Annotated in this window: 16 protein-coding genes; 14 read left to right on the top strand and 2 right to left on the bottom strand. The window is 62.6% G+C overall.

Annotation, left to right across the window (positions count from 1 at the left end; genetic code table 11):
• Window positions 1-90 precede the first annotated feature (90 nt).
• A complete protein-coding gene (locus B9Z31_RS05660) occupies window positions 91-486 on the top strand; it encodes a gamma-glutamylcyclotransferase (protein ID WP_100118581.1) in 396 nt (131 codons plus the stop codon).
• 12 nt (window positions 487-498) lie between these two features.
• On the opposite strand, the gene miaB is transcribed toward B9Z31_RS05660, so the two are convergent.
• Both miaB and B9Z31_RS05645 read right to left on the bottom strand, forming a co-directional pair.
• A complete protein-coding gene (gene miaB / locus B9Z31_RS05655; protein ID WP_100118580.1) occupies window positions 499-1,836 on the bottom strand; it encodes a tRNA (N6-isopentenyl adenosine(37)-C2)-methylthiotransferase MiaB in 1,338 nt (445 codons plus the stop codon).
• Between the two features lie 162 nt (window positions 1,837-1,998).
• Entirely contained in the window at window positions 1,999-2,583 is a 585-nt protein-coding gene (locus B9Z31_RS05645) for a DUF2889 domain-containing protein (RefSeq protein ID WP_233200767.1), read from the bottom strand.
• A 60-nt stretch (window positions 2,584-2,643) separates the two neighbouring features.
• On the opposite strand from B9Z31_RS05645, the gene B9Z31_RS05640 reads away from it, so the two are divergent.
• From B9Z31_RS05640 to B9Z31_RS05580, 13 genes are all read left to right on the top strand, one after another.
• Window positions 2,644-4,206: an acyl-CoA synthetase gene (locus tag B9Z31_RS05640; protein ID WP_199174439.1), complete on the top strand. Its 1,563-nt coding sequence runs from the start codon at window positions 2,644-2,646 to the stop codon at window positions 4,204-4,206.
• A gap of 147 nt (window positions 4,207-4,353) precedes the next feature.
• Entirely contained in the window at window positions 4,354-5,157 is an 804-nt protein-coding gene (locus B9Z31_RS05635; protein WP_199174438.1) for a GntR family transcriptional regulator, read from the top strand.
• A 20-nt stretch (window positions 5,158-5,177) separates the two neighbouring features.
• A complete protein-coding gene (locus tag B9Z31_RS05630; RefSeq protein WP_100118577.1) occupies window positions 5,178-6,380 on the top strand; it encodes an ABC transporter substrate-binding protein in 1,203 nt (400 codons plus the stop codon).
• A gap of 24 nt (window positions 6,381-6,404) precedes the next feature.
• On the top strand, window positions 6,405-7,277 hold the full coding sequence (locus tag B9Z31_RS05625) for a branched-chain amino acid ABC transporter permease (RefSeq protein ID WP_100118576.1): 873 nt from the start codon (window positions 6,405-6,407) through the stop codon (window positions 7,275-7,277).
• Window positions 7,274-8,251 (top strand): branched-chain amino acid ABC transporter permease, encoded by a 978-nt coding sequence (locus tag B9Z31_RS05620; protein WP_100118575.1) that lies wholly within the window; start codon window positions 7,274-7,276, stop codon window positions 8,249-8,251. Before B9Z31_RS05625 ends, B9Z31_RS05620 begins: the two co-directional genes overlap by 4 nt.
• Window positions 8,248-9,024 carry an ABC transporter ATP-binding protein gene (locus B9Z31_RS05615; protein WP_369804642.1) on the top strand — a complete coding sequence of 259 codons (777 nt, stop codon included), beginning with the start codon at window positions 8,248-8,250 and terminating at the stop codon, window positions 9,022-9,024. Before B9Z31_RS05620 ends, B9Z31_RS05615 begins: the two co-directional genes overlap by 4 nt.
• Window positions 9,021-9,731, top strand: coding sequence for an ABC transporter ATP-binding protein (locus B9Z31_RS05610; protein ID WP_100118574.1), 711 nt, complete (start codon window positions 9,021-9,023; stop codon window positions 9,729-9,731). Before B9Z31_RS05615 ends, B9Z31_RS05610 begins: the two co-directional genes overlap by 4 nt.
• A gap of 107 nt (window positions 9,732-9,838) precedes the next feature.
• Window positions 9,839-10,816, top strand: coding sequence for a tripartite tricarboxylate transporter substrate binding protein (locus B9Z31_RS05605; protein ID WP_100118573.1), 978 nt, complete (start codon window positions 9,839-9,841; stop codon window positions 10,814-10,816).
• The gene (locus B9Z31_RS05600) at window positions 10,813-12,099 is read left to right on the top strand and encodes a 3-isopropylmalate dehydratase large subunit (protein ID WP_100118572.1); all 1,287 of its coding nucleotides are present in this window, start codon (window positions 10,813-10,815) and stop codon (window positions 12,097-12,099) included. Before B9Z31_RS05605 ends, B9Z31_RS05600 begins: the two co-directional genes overlap by 4 nt.
• Window positions 12,096-12,599: a 3-isopropylmalate dehydratase gene (locus B9Z31_RS05595; RefSeq protein WP_100118571.1), complete on the top strand. Its 504-nt coding sequence runs from the start codon at window positions 12,096-12,098 to the stop codon at window positions 12,597-12,599. The genes B9Z31_RS05600 and B9Z31_RS05595 overlap by 4 nt, the downstream gene beginning before the upstream one ends.
• Window positions 12,596-14,269, top strand: a complete 1,674-nt coding sequence (locus B9Z31_RS05590) for a hydantoinase B/oxoprolinase family protein (protein ID WP_233200765.1) — start codon at window positions 12,596-12,598, stop codon at window positions 14,267-14,269. The genes B9Z31_RS05595 and B9Z31_RS05590 overlap by 4 nt, the downstream gene beginning before the upstream one ends.
• Window positions 14,266-16,338, top strand: a complete 2,073-nt coding sequence (locus B9Z31_RS05585; RefSeq protein ID WP_100118570.1) for a hydantoinase/oxoprolinase family protein — start codon at window positions 14,266-14,268, stop codon at window positions 16,336-16,338. The genes B9Z31_RS05590 and B9Z31_RS05585 overlap by 4 nt, the downstream gene beginning before the upstream one ends.
• The gene (locus tag B9Z31_RS05580; RefSeq protein ID WP_100118569.1) at window positions 16,335-16,937 is read left to right on the top strand and encodes a cysteine hydrolase family protein; all 603 of its coding nucleotides are present in this window, start codon (window positions 16,335-16,337) and stop codon (window positions 16,935-16,937) included. Before B9Z31_RS05585 ends, B9Z31_RS05580 begins: the two co-directional genes overlap by 4 nt.

The raw sequence follows: 16,937 nt of genomic DNA, 5'->3' as shown, positions 1-16,937 counted from the left end.
TGCCGCCAACAGGCGACAGGGCAGAGGGGTGTGGATGGCTGTCCAATGCGCGGCAGACAACATGGACCTTGTTGACGCAAAATCAGGCGCATGACAAATGCTCTGTTCATCTACGGCACCCTGATGCCCGGTTTGCGACTTGAGGCCGAAATGCACGGCGCCCGATGGATCGGGGCCGCCCAGGTGCCGGGTCGCTTGGTCGATGTGGGCCGCTACCCCGGTCTGCTGCTGGGCGAAGGCCAAGTCACCGGCGAGGTCTATGAAGTCGATGACGCGCACCTGGCGCGGCTGGACGTGGTCGAAGCCATGGTGCTCGGGGACCGCGCCGCCTCACAATACTGGCGCGAGGAGGTCACGGTGGTGGGCGGCCCGCTGCATGGCCGCTCTGTGCAGACCTATGTCTATAACCGCCCAGTGCAAGGCTGCACGCCCATCCCGCACGGCGACTACCGCCGCTACATCCGCGAAGTCGGGCGTGAATCCTGAAAACCCAGCGGATCAGTCCTTGACCACCAACTCGCCGCGCAGCGAATGCGACAGGCCTTGGGTGATGCGCACATCGGCCATCTGACCGATCAGGCGGTCCATGTGGGGGCCACCAGGGAAGTTGACCACCCGGTTGCACTCGGTGCGGCCGGCCAGCTCGGTGGCGTCTTTGCGTGATGGGCGCTCCACCAAGATGCGCTGCACGGTGCCCACGCGGCTGTCGCCAATGCGCTGCACATTCTCTTCGATGGTCGCTTGCAGGTGGTGCAGGCGGCGCAATTTTTCGGCGTGTGGCGTGTCGTCGTGCAAATTGGCCGCAGGGGTGCCCGGGCGGGGGCTGAAGATGAAGCTGAAGCTGGTGTCAAAACCCACATCGGTGATCAGCTTCATCATCTTGTTGAAGTCGTCCTCGGTCTCGCCGGGAAAGCCCACGATGAAATCGCTGCTGAGCGACATGTCGGGGCGGATCGCCCGCAGCTTGCGGATCGTGCTCTTGTATTCCATGGCGGTGTAGCCGCGTTTCATGGCCATCAAGATGCGGTCCGAGCCGTGTTGCACCGGCAGGTGCAGGTGGCTCACCAGTTTGGGGATCTTTTCGTAAGCGTCGATCAGGCGCTGGGTGAACTCGTTGGGGTGGCTGGTCACGTAGCGGATGCGCTCGATGCCCGGCATGTCGGCCACGTATTCCAGCAGCAGTGCAAAGTCGGCAATGTCTGCGGTGCTGCCCATCTTGCCCCGGTAAGCGTTCACGTTCTGGCCCAGCAGGGTGATCTCTTTCACGCCCTGCGCGGCCAGCCCCGCCACCTCGACCAGCACATCGTCAAACGGGCGCGAGACTTCTTCGCCTCGGGTGTAGGGCACCACGCAATAGCTGCAGTATTTGCTGCAGCCTTCCATGATCGAGACAAAAGCGGTGGCGCCTTCCACCTTGGCGGGCGGCAAGTGGTCAAACTTTTCAATCTCGGGAAAGCTGATGTCCACCTGCGGGCGCTGCTTGCGCTCGCGCTCGGCCAGCAATTCGGGCAGGCGGTGCAGGGTTTGCGGGCCAAACACCACGTCCACATAGGGCGCACGCTTGATGATCTCGGCGCCTTCCTGGCTGGCCACGCAGCCGCCCACGCCAATCAGCACGCCCTTGGCTTTGAGGTGCTGCACCCGGCCCAGATCGCTGAACACTTTTTCTTGCGCCTTCTCACGCACCGAGCAGGTGTTGAACAAAATCAGATCGGCCTCGTCCACGTCCTGCGTGGGCTCGTAGCCTTGGGCCGCGCCCAGCACATCGGCCATCTTGTCCGAGTCGTACTCGTTCATCTGGCAGCCAAAGGTTTTGATGAAGACCTTCTTGCTCATGCGGCCTCCACGGATTCAAGGGAGGTGATGAAGTCAAGGCAAAGCAAAGCAAGCCCACGAGGGGCCAAAGTGCAGCGGTTCATGGTGTCGATCCAGAGGCTGTGAAAAAGAAAAGCGCGAATGCGCTTCAGGAGGTACAGATTATCGCAGGCGGGCCCCAGCTCAGTTTTCCGCACCCTCAGCGGCCTTCGGCTTGAAAAACATCGGATACGCCCTTTGCACCGTGGGGCTGTCATAGGCCCAGCTGTGGCATTGGCCCAAGTGGTAGGGCGGTTTTGTGATGTCGGGGTGGGGCTGGCCGGCTTGTTCGCGGCGCTGCCATTGGCCGGCGGGCAGGGTCTGGTAGGCGGCAGTCGCCATGTTGAACAGCAGTTCACGCAAGTGGGTGCAGCCTTCGGTGCCGCCGATGTGTTCGTTGATGATCTTGCGCCAGCCCGGGCCCATGGTTTGGCCAATCAGTTTGTGCATGCCGTGTGGGGCGCCGGCGCATTCGGGGTGAGGGATGTCGTCCATCGCGGTGGCGATGTCCTGGATGACCATCTTGTTGTTGAGCGTGACGCGGATTTTCAGCCCGTGGATCGGCTCGTTGGCCGGAAAAGGCCGCTCGTTGGGCACCATGAAGCCGTAAGTTTTCACATCGGTCAGTTCGGCTTCGATGTCCCACAGACCGTCTTCGCGGTCAAAGCCTTGGTACACCACGGTTCGCGTATGTGACAGTTTTCGGGGGGAGGGTGGTGGAAGTGCCAATGGAAATCTCGCGGGTCTGATGTTCAATGTGTGGATCATATCGATGCAGGAGCCCTCCACATGTCCACCGCCATCCACCCCGCCGTTCGCCGTCAGACCATTGCCGATGCCCTGCGCCGCACGGCGATCCGTTTGCCTGGCAAAACCGGCATCGTGTGCGGTGCCACCACCTGGACCTATGCCGAGTTCGATGCCCTGGTGACGCGCCTGGCCGCAGGCCTGGCCCGCATCGGCGTGGCCGAGGGAGACAAGGTGGCGGTGCTGGCGCGCAATTCGCACGGCTTTGCGGCGCTGCGCTTTGCGCTGGCGCGCCGGGGCGCGGTCATGGTGCCGATCAACTTCATGCTCAAAGCGGAAGAAGTGGCTTACATCCTGCGGCACGCCGGCGCCAAAACGCTGGCCACCGACAGCGGCCTGGCCGAGCTGGCGCAGTCGGCCTCCCAACTGGACACGCAAGTCGAGCAGTTCATCTGGCTGCCGTCCGAAGACCCGAGCCAGCCTGTGGCGGGCATGCACAGCTTGGATGTGCTGGCCGCTTGCACCGACCCCTTGCCCGATTTGCGCTTGGGCAGCTACGACGTGGCGCAGATCGTCTACACCAGCGGCACCGAGTCGAGCCCCAAGGGCGCACAGCTCACGCACGATGCGGTGATGTGGCAATACGTCAGCTGCGTGATCGACGCCGAGATCGCCGAGCAGGACGTGGCCCTGCACGCGCTGCCGCTGTACCACTGCGCCCAGCTCGATGTGTTCTTTGGCCCGGCCATTTACATGGGCAGCACCAATGTGATCACCGCCAAGCCCACGCCCGACAACCTGCTGCCCATGCTCGAGAAGTTCGGCATCACCAGCTTCTTTGCGCCCCCAACCGTGTGGATTGCGCTGCTGCGCTCGCCGCTGATGGATGCAGGCAAGCTCTCCAAATTGGCCAAGGGCTACTACGGCGCGTCCATCATGCCGGTCGAGGTGCTCAAAGAGCTGGCCGCGCGCCTGCCCCAAGTGCGCTTGTGGAATTTGTATGGCCAGACCGAGATCGCACCGCTGGCCACCCTGCTCGGCCCCGACGACCAGCTGCGCAAACCGGGCTCGTGTGGCAAGGCCGTGCGCAACGTCGAAACGCGCGTGGTCAACGACGCCATGCAGGACGTGGCCGTGGGCGAGGTGGGTGAGATCGTGCACCGTTCGCCGCACCTGATGCTGGGCTACTTCCATGACGACGAGCGCACCCAGGCTTCGTTTGAAGGGGACTGGTTCCACAGCGGCGATTTGGGGCTCATCGACGAGGAAGGCTACATCACCGTGGTGGACCGCAAGAAGGACATGATCAAGTCCGGCGGTGAAAACGTGGCCAGCCGCGAGGTGGAGGAAATGATCTACCGCCTGCCCCAGGTCAGCGAAGTGGCGGTGATTGGTTTGCCCGACCCCAAGTGGGTCGAGGCGGTGACCGCGGTGGTGGTGGTCAAGGCCGGGCAGACGCTGGACGAGGCGGCCGTGATCGCCCACTGTGCCCAGCACATGGCCGGCTTCAAGTGCCCCAAGCGCGTGGTCTTCACCGACACCCTGCCCAAGAACCCGAGTGGCAAACTGCTCAAGCGGGATTTGCGGGTGCGCTACGCGTCTTGAGGACGCGGGTCAAGGCTTTGAAAGAAGCGGAGCGAGGCCGATACCCATACAAATCCAGCACCAAGGGAAATCCCTGATGAAATGTCCTATGCATAAGACCTGAATGTCCTATTGACAGGACAATGGGACTGTTCCACGATGCAGGTCATGGATGCCCATCTGCCTTTGCCCAAATACCACCAGGTCTATCTGGTGCTGCGCGAGCAATTGCGCGAGGGGCGGTTTGACGAGGGCTTGCCCGGTGAGATGGCCTTGATGGGGCAGTTTGGTGTGGCCCGCGTCACGGTGCGCCGGGCCCTGTCGCAACTGGCCGAAGAGGGTCTGATTCAGCGAGAGCCTGGACGCGGGACGCGGCCTGTGTCGGCACGTTCGCAGCAGGTGCAGATGCAGGCCTCCACCATGGCCACGGGCCAGCAGGCGCGCTTGACGGGTTTGCTGGAAAACCTGGTCACCATGGGCATGCGCACCAAGGTCAAAGTGCTCAGTGTGGAGCACATGCGTGCACCGGTGGACGTCGCTGCAGCGCTCAAGTTGCCCGCCATGACCACGGTCCAAAAAGCCGAGCGCGTGCGCAGCACGCCCGAGGGCCCTTTGTCGCACATCACCACGTGGGTGCCCCATTCGATTTCTGCTGGCTTTGGCAAGCGAGAGTTGGCGCAAAAACCCATTTTGGTGCTGCTCGAGGAGTCGGGTGTCAAGGTGGGGCGGGCCGAGCAAACCATTTCGGCCCGACTGGCCGATGTGGGCATGGCCCAGCATTTGGATGTGTCCGTCGGATCGGCCTTGTTGGCGGTGCGGCGTTTGATTTATGACGAGGACGACCGTCCCGTCCAATGGCTGCATGGCTTGTACCGACCGGACCGGTACGAATACCAGATGCAGTTATCCCGCGTTGGCAGCATCGATGCCAAGGTGTGGGTAAGCCAAGAGTTGTCCGCTAACTTTCATTGACCTACTTAAAGGATGTTTTCATGACCTCACGTCGCACTTTCATGGGCCAGTCCGCTGCTGCGGCCTCGGCGCTCGCGTTTCCACTGGTGGGTGGGGCTCAACCCAAGCCTGTCAAAGTGGGTGTTTTGCACCCCGTGACCGGTGCCCTGGCTTATTCGGGTCAGCAGTGCCGCATGGGCGCTTTGATGGCGATTGAGGACATCAACAAGGCCGGTGGCATCAAGTCGCTCGGTGGCGCCAAGATCGAAGCCATGTTGGGTGATGCGCAGTCCAGCCCGCAAGCCGGTACGGCCGAGATCGAGAAAATGAACGAAGCGGGCGTGAGCGCCGTCGTGGGTGCCTTTGCATCCGCCATCTGCCTGGCCACCACACAGGCTGCGGCCAAATACAACCTGCCCCATGTGGTGGACGTCGGCGTGGCCGATCAGATCGTCGAGCGCGGCCTGAAAAACACCTTCCGCTTTGGTCCGGGTTACAAGAAGTGCGCTGAAGTGGCTGTTGCCAGCCTGCACGCCCTCAACACCGCCGCTGGCAAACCCGCCCGCACCGTGATGATCGTGCACGAAGAGTCGCTGTTTGGCACAGGCACGGCCAACTTGCTGGCCAAAGAGCTGCCCGGTTACGGCTACGAAGTCAAAGAGATCATCAAGCACGCCAACCCCACGCGTGACTTCAACAACATCGCGCTGCGCATCAAGCAGGTCAACCCAGACATCCTGATTCCGGCCAACTACTACAACGAATACGCCTTGTTGGTGCGCACTTTGCAACAGCAAAAAATCACACCCAAAGCCATCTACTCGGTGTTGGGTGGCGCGGCATCGAGCTACAAGTTCGTCAAGGAATTTCCAGAAGCGGCCAACGGCATCATTGACTGCAACCACTGGTTCAATCCCAAGGACAAGCGTTCGGCCGAACTCAAAAAGCGCGTCGAAGCACAAGGCCAGTTCTTCAGCTACGAAGTGTTCATGACCTACACCGCCATGATGCTGTTGGCCGATGCGATTGAACGCGCCAAGTCGCCCGACCGCGCTGCCATCACGGACGCATTGGCTTCGAGCAAATTTGCGAACCACATCATGCCCTACGGCCCGACGCAGTTCGTCAATGGCCAGAACATGGGCGCACAGCCTTTGATGACCCAAGTCACCAAAGGCGACATCAAGGTGATCGTGCCACGCGACTACCGCGAAGTGGAACCCGTGTTCCCGCTCAAGGGCTGATCTGCGCTGACCTGAAAGACCCCGATGCTGGACTTCAACATCCTGTTTCCTTCGGTGCTCAACGGCATCACTACCGGTGCCGTGTATGCGCTGATCGCGCTGGGCCTCACGCTGATCTATGGCGTGCTGCACATCATCAATTTCGCGCACGGCGCGTCTTTGATGGTGGCGCTGTATGGCGTTTACATGCTGAAGCAACACTTCGGGGTCGACCCCTACATGGCCCTGCCCATCATGGTGCCCGCCATGTTTGTGCTGGGTTATGCCCTGCAGCGTGGTGTGATCAACCGCGCCAGTCACGGCAAGGATGAAAACATCCTGCTGGTCACGCTGGGCATTTCCATCGTGCTGGAAAACCTGGCGCTTTTGTTCTTCAAGTCCGACACCCGCACCATCGAGACCGCCTACACCTTGACGACCGTCGAGATCGGGCCCGCCTTCATTGCGCTGCCCAAGTTGGTGTCTTTTGCCGGTGCCTTGGTGGTGTCAGCCGTGCTGCTGCTCATCGTGCAAAAAACCGATTTGGGCCGCGCCATCCGCGCGGTGTCCAAAGAAAAGCAAGGTGCGCGTTTGATGGGCATTGATGTGGACCATGTTTATGCCATGTGCTTTGGTTTGGGCCTGGCCAGTCTGGGCGCGGCGGCTTGTTTCTTGATGCCCGCCTATTACGTCAACCCGCAAGTGGGCAACGGCTTTGTGCTGGTGGCTTTCACGATTGTGGTGCTCGGCGGCATGGGCAGCTTTGCCGGCGCTTTGCTGGGCGGCTTGCTCATTGGCGTTGTCGAATCGCTCGGGGGCTTGCTGCTGGGTGAGTCGCTGGGTCAAGTGGGTATTTTTGTGATTTTCATTGTGGTGCTCATGTTCAGGCCGCAAGGATTTTTTGGAGCGAAGGCATGAAAGACTTTCGCCACATTGCGCTGTTTGTGCTGCTGGTGGGGGCCGTGCCCTTGTTCACGCAGTCGGGCGTTGCGCTCAATTTCGTCATGACGGCGCTCTACGCCTGTTTGCTCTCACAAGCCTGGAACGTGTTGGGCGGATTTGGTGGGCAGTTCTCCTTCGGCCACGCCCTGTTCTTTGGCACGGGTGCTTATGTCCAGGCCATTGCGCAAATGCAGTGGGGCCTGAGCCCCTGGGTGGCATTGCCGCTGGCCATGGCTTTCGCGGCGGGCGTGGGGGCGTTTGTGGGCGCAGCCTCGTTCCGTTATGGCCTCAAGGGTTCTTATTTCGCGCTGGTCACCTTGGCCTTTGCCGAGGTGTTCCGCATTCTGGCCACTTCGGTGCCTTTCACCGGTGCAGGCGTGGGGCTGATGCTGCCGCTCAAAGAGTCTGCGGCCAACATGCAGTTTGGCAACCGCGCTGGCTTCATCTGGCTCATGCTGGCGCTGGTCACCTTGGCGCTGTGCATCACCGCTTGGCTGCGCCACTCCCGTTTTGGCGCTTACCTGCAGGCGGTGCGAGACAACGAAGACGCGGCCCGCGCCATTGGCGTGAATCCTTTCAGCGTCAAGTTGATGGCCACGGTGATCTCTGGCGGCTTGATGGGCGCTGGCGGTGCGTTTTATGTGCAGGTGTTCCAGTACATCGACCCGGGTATCGCCTTTGGTTCGCACACTTCGGTCGAGGCCTTGGTGGGCGCGATTGTGGGGGGCTTGGGCACGCTGTGGGGGCCGCTTTTGGGCGCCGTGAGCCTGCACATTCTGGCCGACCTGACGCGCAATTTGTTTGGGCAACTGCCCGGCATCAACATGGTCATCTATGGCGTGGTGCTGATCGTGATCGTGATGTTCTTGCCGCGTGGCATTGCCGGGCTGGGCACCATCACACCGATGCAATGGCTGCGCGGCAGCAAGTCGGATGGAGAAAAATCATGAGCACGCTGCTGCAGATCGAGGGCGTGGGCAAGTCCTTTGGTGGCTTGAAGGCCGTGCAAAACGTGAGTCTGTCGGTGACCGAGGGGCGTCTGAGTGCCTTGATTGGCCCCAACGGTGCGGGCAAAACAACCCTGTTCGCACTCATGTCGGGCTTTCTCATGCCCGACACCGGCCGTGTGGTGTACGCGGACCAGGACATCACGGGCCAGGCACCCCACCTGAACGCCCGCATGGGCCTGACGCGCACCTTCCAGATCGTGCAGCCTTTTGCTGCGCAAACGGTGCGCGAAAACATCGCGGTGGGCGCGCACCTGCATTTGCCGCGCCGCGCCCAAGCGCTGGAATTTGCCGAGTCGGTGGCGCAGCAAGTGGGCCTGAGTCCGCAACTGGACAAACTGGCCAGCGACCTCACGGTGGCAGGACGCAAACGCCTGGAGCTGGCCCGTGCGCTGGCCACGCGCCCCCGTTTGCTGCTGCTGGACGAGGTGCTGGCAGGCCTTAACCCGCAAGAGATTGCCGAGATGATTCCGGTGGTGCAAGGCATTGCCCAAAGTGGCGTGACGGTGCTGATGATCGAGCACGTCATGCAAGCGGTCATGAGCTTGGCGCAAGAGGTCTGGGTGCTGGCGCAGGGGCAGCTGATTGCCCAAGGCAGCCCCGCTGAAGTGACCAACAACAAAGCCGTGGTGGAGGCTTATCTGGGTCATGGCACGGCCGAGCGCTTGCAAAAGAACGTGGCCCAAGCCAAAACAGCGCAGGAGGCACAGGCATGAACGCTTTGTTGAAAGTGCAGGGCCTCAAGTCCGGCTACGGCGTGGTCGAGGTCTTGCGGGGCGTGGACCTGCAGGTCATGCCGGGCGAGTTGGTGGCGCTCTTGGGCAGCAACGGTGCAGGCAAGACCACCCTCAACCACACCCTCAGTGGTCTCGTGGTCACACGCGCGGGTCAGGTGGAATTTGACGGGCAGAACATCACCGGCCTGCACAGCCAAGAGGTGGTCAAACAAGGTTTGATTCAGGTGCCCGAGGGCCGCAAGGTTTTCCCCAACTTGAGTGTTCATGAAAACTTGGAGTTGGGGGCCTTCACCCGCGGACGCGAACGCCGCGCCCAGAACCTGGCCAAGGTTTACGACACCTTCCCGCGCTTGAAAGAGCGCGTGGCCCAGTTGGCAGGCACTTTGAGCGGTGGTGAGCAGCAAATGCTGGCCATTGGCAGGGGATTGATGGCCGAGCCGCGTTTGCTGATTTTGGATGAGCCATCGCTCGGCTTGTCGCCTTTGCTGGTGGAAGAAATGTTTGGCCTCATTGCGCAGTTGCGCAGCAGTGGTTTGGCGGTCTTGTTGGTCGAGCAAAACGTCGGGCAGTCGCTGGACATTGCCGACCGCGCTTATGTGATGGAAAACGGACAGATTCGGTTCACGGGCACACCGGCCGAGTTGCTGGCGAGTGACACGCTCAGGCAGGCTTATTTGGGCATGTGAGGCGCATCGACTGCGCTGGCTGCAGGCCCTGGTGCGCAGCCGGCCATGAGCGGGCCAGCGATTGGAAACGAGCAGCCTGTTTGACTATGGGACACAGAGGAATTTGGATGAGACGCACCCCGATGATTTCACGCCGCGCTTGGGTTTGGAGCTCGGCCGTGGTCTGTCTGGCCACGCATGGCTGGGCCCAGACCCCCTCACAGCAGCCCATCAAAATCTTGGTGGGCGCCCCCGCAGGCGGCACCACCGACACCATGGCCCGCACGTTGGCGCAGGTCATGGGCACGCAGCTGGGCCGCACTGTGGTGGTCGAGAACAAGCCCGGCGCGGGTGGCAATCTGGCCGCCGACGCCGTGGCCAAGGCCGCTCCCGATGGCAACACGCTGCTCATGAGCTTTACCAGCCATGCCATCAACGCTTCGCTGTATCCCAGTTTGCCTTTTGATCCGGTGAAGGACTTCACGCCACTGACCATGGTGTCCACGTCGCCCTCTGTGCTGGTCGCGCACCCCAAGGTGGCGGCCAACAATGTGCAGGAATTGATCGCGCTGGCCAAGTCCAAGCCGGGCCAATTGAATTTTGCGATTGGCGCACTGGGCTCGTCCTTGCACATGGCGGGTGACGCATTCAAGATGAAGTCGGGCGCCTACATCCTCAACATCCCCTACCGCGGCACAGCCCCTGCCGTCCAAGACGTTTTGGCCGGGCAGGTGGAGTTGATGTTCGCGGCCATTGGCAATGTGCAGTCGCACATCAAGGCGGGCAAGCTCAAGGCCCTGGGGGTGACCAGTGCCAAGCGTTTGGCGGCATTTCCCCAGGTGCCCACCATTGGTGAGAGCTTGCCGGGTTACGAGTCGAGCGCCTGGTTTGGTTTGTTTGGCCCGGGCCGCATGAGCCCCGAATTGACCCGCCGATTGGCCGATGCCGCCCGCGCTGCGGTGCAGTCACCCGAAGTCAGGCGCCGCATCGAACACGAGGGCGCGACGCCCGTGGGCAACAGCCCAGAAGAGTTCGCCCGCTTTGTGGACAGCGAGATCGTGCGCTGGCGCGCGGTGGTCCAGTACGCCGGAGCCAAACCCGAATGAGCACCACCGCACTTCAGCCTCAAACCCTGGCTCAAAAGTTGATTGCCCGTGCTGCAGGGCGCAGCCATGTGGCCGTGGGCGAGGTGGTCACCTGCAAGGTTGACCTGGCCATGTTCCACGACTCTTCCGGGCCCAGGCGTTTGAAGCCCATGCTCGACGAGTTGGGGGCCGAGATTTGGGACAAAAACAAAGTGGTGCTGGTGCTGGACCACTATGTGCCCGCACAAGATGCCGACGCGCAAAAAATCATCCAGATGACGCGCGACACGGCCAAGCAGTGGAAGCTGCCGCATGTGATCGACAGCGAAGGCATTTGCCATGTGGTGCTGCCAGAGCGGGGCCATTTGAAGCCCGGCATGTTTTGTGTGGGCGGCGATTCGCATTCGCCCACGGGGGGCGCTTTTGGTTGCTACATGTTCGGCATTGGCGCCACCGAAATGCTGGGCGTTTGCGTCACCGGTCAGATCTGGGTCCAGGTGCCGCGCACTTTGCGCATGCACTGGTCAGGGCGCTTGCGCCGCGGCGTCTCGGCCAAAGACATGATGCTGCACATGGTGGGGCGCTTTGGCATGAACGGCGGTCAATACCAGGCGGTGGAGTTTGCAGGGCCAGCGGTGCAGGCCCTGTCCATGGCCGAACGCATGACGCTGTCCAATATGAGCGCCGAGATGGGCGCGCAGGCGGGTTTGATCGCGGCGGACGAGACCACTTTGAACTACCTGCGGGGTGTGGGCGTGGAGCCGGCGCATGGGTCGGGGTCCGAGCCTTGTCACACCGATGAAGACGCTGAGTTTGAACAGCACAGCTTTGATGCCAGCACCCTCAGCCCCCAAGTGGCCGCGCCGCACAGCCCCGCCAACACGCGGGACGTGGCCGATTTTTCGGAGGTGATGCCCTCCATTGCCTACATCGGCGCCTGCACCGGTGCCAAATTGGAAGACCTGCGGGCCGCCGCATCCGTGCTCAAAGGCCAGCGTGTGGCCTCAGGGGTGCAGCTCATGGTGGCGCCCGCCAGCGCCCGCGAGCAAGCACAGGCCACACAAGAAGGTGTGATGCAAACCTTGCTGGACGCGGGGGCCACGGTGCTGCCCAACAGCTGCGGTGCGTGTGCCGGTTACGGTGCCACTTTCCCGGAAGGCGCCACCGTGATCTCGACCACTGCCCGCAACTTCAAAGGCCGCATGGGTCCGGCCAGCGTGAATGTGTATTTGGCCTCGCCCTACACCGTGGCAGCCTCGGCTTTGCGCGGGCGCATCAGCGATGCACGCGAGGTGCTGGCATGACACAGCGCACATTGGACAAGGCCAGGGTGTGGCGTCTGGGTGCCGATGTGGACACCGATGCCTTGGCCCCAGGTGCCTACATGAAGCATGGGCTGGAAGTGATTGGCTGGCATTGCCTGGAAGCGGTGCGCAGCGACTTCGCATCCGGGGTGCGCGAGGGCGATGTGATCGTGGCCGGGGCCAATTTTGGCATTGGCTCTTCCCGCGAGCAGGCTGCCGGTGTGCTGCGGCATTTGGGCTTGGCTGCGGTGGTCGCACCGTCTTACAGCGGCCTGTATTTCCGCAACGCCTTCAACTTGGGGCTGTTGCTGTTGACATGCCCACAAGCCGATCTGATCGAAGAGGGTGAGCGTGTGGGGGTGTCGTTTGAAGGCGAGACCCCGGTGGTGATTCGCGCCAATGGTCAACGCTTGGCCTGTGCGCCGATCCCTGATTTTTTGATGGACATGGTCGATGCCGGTGGCTTGTTGCCGCTGCTCAAACAAAGAAAGTCTGCATGAACCCGATTGAACCTGTGATGGACCCGGTCACTTTGGCCGTGCTGCGCGGCCGCTTAGAGCAAATCGCCGACGAGATGGACGCGACGCTGTACCGAAGTGCTTTCAACCCCATCATTGCCGAGGCGCACGACGCGTGCCACGGCTTGTACGACGCGCTCACAGGGGACACCCTGATCCAGGGCAAGTCTGGTCTGCCCGTGTTTGTGGGGGCCATGGCGTTTGCCGTGCGAGCGGCCATGCGCGTGGCCTCTGAGCGCGGCGGCATGCAGCCGGGTGATGTGTGGCTGTTCAACGACCCCTACGAAGGCGGCACGCACGCCAACGATTTCAAGTTGGTCAAGCCTTGCTTTCGCAACGGTCAGCTGTATTGTTTTCTGGCATCGGCTGCGCACTGGCACGACGTGGGCGGCGCGGTGCCCGGCAACTACAACCCGGCGGCCACCGAGTGCTGGCAAGAGGCGGTGCAGATCCCACCGGTGCGCATCTTGCGAGGCGGCGTGCTGGACGACGATGTGCTGGCCATCTTGCGTGCCAACACCCGCTTGCCCGACAGCCTGTGGGGCGACCTGAACGGCCAGCTGGCCGCGCTCGAATTGGGCGCGCGCCGCCTGGACGGCTTGCTTGATGAATACGGCGACACCAAAGTGGCCCAGGCGCTGGTGGAGCTGCGCACCCGCGCTGTGCGCTTGATGCGTTCGCACATCGGCAGCCTGCCCGATGGTTGCTACAGCTTTGAGGACGTGCTGGACAACGACGGCGTGAAAGACGAGTTGCTGACGATTGCGCTGGACATGACCGTGGCCGGTGACCGTCTGACCTTGGACTTTTCCCGCACCTCGGCGCAGTGCGCAGGCCCGGTGAACATCTCGCGCGCCACAGCGGTGGCGGCTTGCTATGTGGCCTTGAAGCATGTGTTCCCCGATGTGCCGGCCAACGCGGGCGTGCTCGATGCGGTGGACTTCGTGATCCCCGATGGCCTGGTCATCAGCGCTTCGCGTCCGCGTCCGGTGGGCGGCTACACCGAAACCATTTTGCGCATGATCGACGTGATTTTCAGCGCCACGGCCTTGGCCGATCCGCAGCGGGCTGTGGCCCATGCCTACGGCACCATCAACGCCTTGTCGATCGCGGGCCATCGCACCGATGAAAAACGCCAAGGCCAGCGCTGGGTGATGTTCAGCTTCTTTGGCGGCGGACATGGCGGCCACTCAGACGGCGATGGCTTGTCGCACGGCAACGCACCGATCTCGACCGCCACCATCCCGCCCATGGAAATTCTGGAAGCGGCCTACCCGGTGCGCTTCACGCAGTGGGCCTTGCGCCCCGGCTCGGGTGGCGACGGTCAGCACCGTGGCGGTTTGGGTGCGATTTACGAAATCGAGTTGCTCGAAGACAGCGCCGAGGCCTTCATCTTTGGCGAGCGTGGCAAGTCGGCCCCCAAGGGCATCCACGGCGGTCAGCCTGCACTGCCCAATGTGTTCGAGTACTGCCAGAACGGCGAGTGGAAAACACCGCCCATGGTCTCCAAGATGCTGGGCATTCACCTGAAAAAAGGCGACCGCGTGCGCCTGCAAACGCCCGGTGGCGGAGGCTGGGGTGCACCGGCGCAGCGCACAGAACATGACCGTGCCCGCGACACCACACTGGGATACACCAAGGAACAAGCATGAGTGAGCCAATATTGAACCAACCCCATTGGGTGGTGGGCGTGGATGTGGGTGGGACCTTCACCGACCTGTTTGTGCTGGACGAGAAAACCGGCCAAGCGCGCATCGTGAAAGTGCCCTCGACCCGGGGCGAAGAAGCCCGAGGCTTCATGAACGGCATCGCCAAGGTGACCGGCAACACCGGAGCCGATGGGGCCCAAGAGATTGCCACCATCGTGCACGGCACCACGGTGGGCACCAACGCTTTGCTGGAACGCAAGATCGCCCGCACGGGCATCATCACCACACGCGGATTTCGCGACGTGCTGGAAATGCGCCGGCGCGACCGACCCCAAACCTGGGGCCTGCGCGGCAGCTACACCCCGGTGGTGCCCCGCGCTTGGCGGCTGGAGGTGGACGAGCGTGTGCTGGCCGACGGCCAGTTGCACACGCCTGTGAATCTGGACCAGGTGCGTGAACAGGCCCGCGCGCTCTTGGCCGAGGGGTGTGAGGCCGTGTGCGTGTTTTTTGTGCACGCCTATGCCAACCCGGGCAACGAGCAATCTGCGGTGGCCGCAGTGCGCGAGATGTGGCCCAACAGCTATGTGACCGCGGCCAGTGAAGTGCTGCCCGAGATCCGTGAGTTTGAGCGCTGCTCCACCGCCACACTCAACGCCGCTTTGCAACCCGTGGTGGGCAGCTATTTGCAGCGCCTCGATGGCGATTTGCGTGCCCAAGGCTTTGGCGGAGAGCTGCTCATTGTGCAAAGCAATGGTGGCGTGATGTCGCGCCAGACCGCTTGCGATGTGCCGGTGCGCACCGCGCTGTCCGGGCCGGCTGCGGGTGTGATGGCCTGCGCCGAAATTGCGCGCGCCTCGGGTTTTGCAAACGTCATCACCGGCGACATCGGCGGCACCTCGTTTGACGTGTCGCTGGTGGCCGCAGGCGAAGCGGCACTCGCTGCGCAAACCTCCATCGAGTTTGGCTTGGTGGTGCGCTCGCCCATGATCCAGATCGAGACCATCGGTGCCGGCGGCGGCTCGATCGCCTCGGTCGATGCGGGCGGCATGTTGCAGGTCGGCCCCGAGTCGGCGGGCAGTATTCCCGGCCCCGCCTGCTACGGGCGCGGCAACACCCGCCCCACGGTGACCGATGCCAATGTGCTGTTGGGCCGCATCGCAGCCGACCGCCCTTTGGGTGGCGGTCTGCTGCAAAAGCTCGACTCAGGTTTGTCCGAACAAGCGATTGCCCAGCATGTGGCCGAGCCCTTGGGCTTGACGGCGCTGGCCGCAGCCGAAGCGATTTTGACGGTGGCCAATGCCCGCATGGCAGGCGCCATCCGCGTGGTGTCGATTGAGCGCGGCCACGATCCACGCCAGTTTGCCTACATGCCCTTTGGCGGCGGCGGCGGATTGCATGTCTGCGCCATGATGCGCGAGGTGGGCGTGACCACCGGCATCGTGCCGCGTTACCCAGGCGTCACGTCGGCGCTGGGTTGCGTCATGGCCGACATGCGCCACGACGCGGTGCAAACCCTGAACGTGGCTTTGGCCGATGTGGCTTGGCCTGCTTTGCTGCAGCGCGTGGACACCCTGGCCGAAGCTTGCCAGTTGCGCCTCGATTCCGCCGGAGTCAACTTTGTGCGGGTGGACGAAGTCATCAGCTTTGACATGCTCTACATGGGCCAGACGCACACCTTGCAAGTGCCCGTCAAGCGCGAAGCTCTGAATGCGGCGGGTTTGTTGGCTGCGTTTGAAGCGGCTTACCAGCACGCTTTTGGCCGTGTGCTGCAAGGCCCGGTCATTCGCGTGATGAACCTGCGCTACGCCCGCATTGGCCGGCGCCCCAAGTTCGACCTGGCGGTGCTGGCGCCGCAGGGCGAGGGCCGCACCACCCCCGTGGGCGATCAGCAGGTGTACCACCAAGGCCAATGGTGGACGGCGCAGCGCTACGAGCGCTTGAGCCTGCCCGTGGGCACGGTGGTGCAGGGCCCGGCGATTTTGGAGCAGCCCGACACGACCGTGTGGCTCGAACCCGGTTTTGAAGGCCGTGTGGACAAACTGGGCAACCTCTTGGTGGAGCGCAGCGCATGAACCTGAAGACCGCCAAACTGGGCATGGTCATGGTGGACCTGCAAAACGATTTTCTGGCCCCCGATGGTGCGTATGCCCGGGGCAACACCTTGAGCGCCGAGGCGGTCAAGTTGCCCGAGCGCATGGCCCCGGTGGCACGCGCCATCAAAGCCCATGGCGGTTTGGTCACGGCCAGCCTGTTCACGCTGTGGCCCAACGCGCAGGGCGAGCCGATGATTTCGGCACACCTGAAAGAGCGGCGTCCATTTTTGCGCCAGGGTGACTTCGCACCCGGCAGCCGAGGGCAGGCCAATGTGGACCTGCTGGCACCGCTGGTCGATGTGTCGGTGTTCAAGGTGGCGTATTCGGCCTTCTTCAACACGCAGCTCGATTGGGTGCTGAAGAAGTCGGGCATCGACACCCTGGTGGTGTGCGGCATTGTCACCAACGGCGGCGTGGCGAGCACGGTGCGCGATGCGCATGTGCGCGACTACCACGCCATTGTGTTGTCGGACGGTTGTGCCGCCTTCAGCGAAGCCGCGCACCAAGCGGCACTGGCCGACATGGGCTCGGTGGCCGATGTGATGGACAGCGCCACTTTTTTGCAACAACTGGGCTGA

The sequence above is a fragment of the Limnohabitans sp. G3-2 genome, from assembly GCF_002778275.1.
GTDB lineage: Bacteria > Pseudomonadota > Gammaproteobacteria > Burkholderiales > Burkholderiaceae_C > Limnohabitans_A.
The sequence above is the reverse complement of the archived record's forward strand: the minus strand, read 5'-3'. Positions and strand labels throughout refer to the sequence as shown.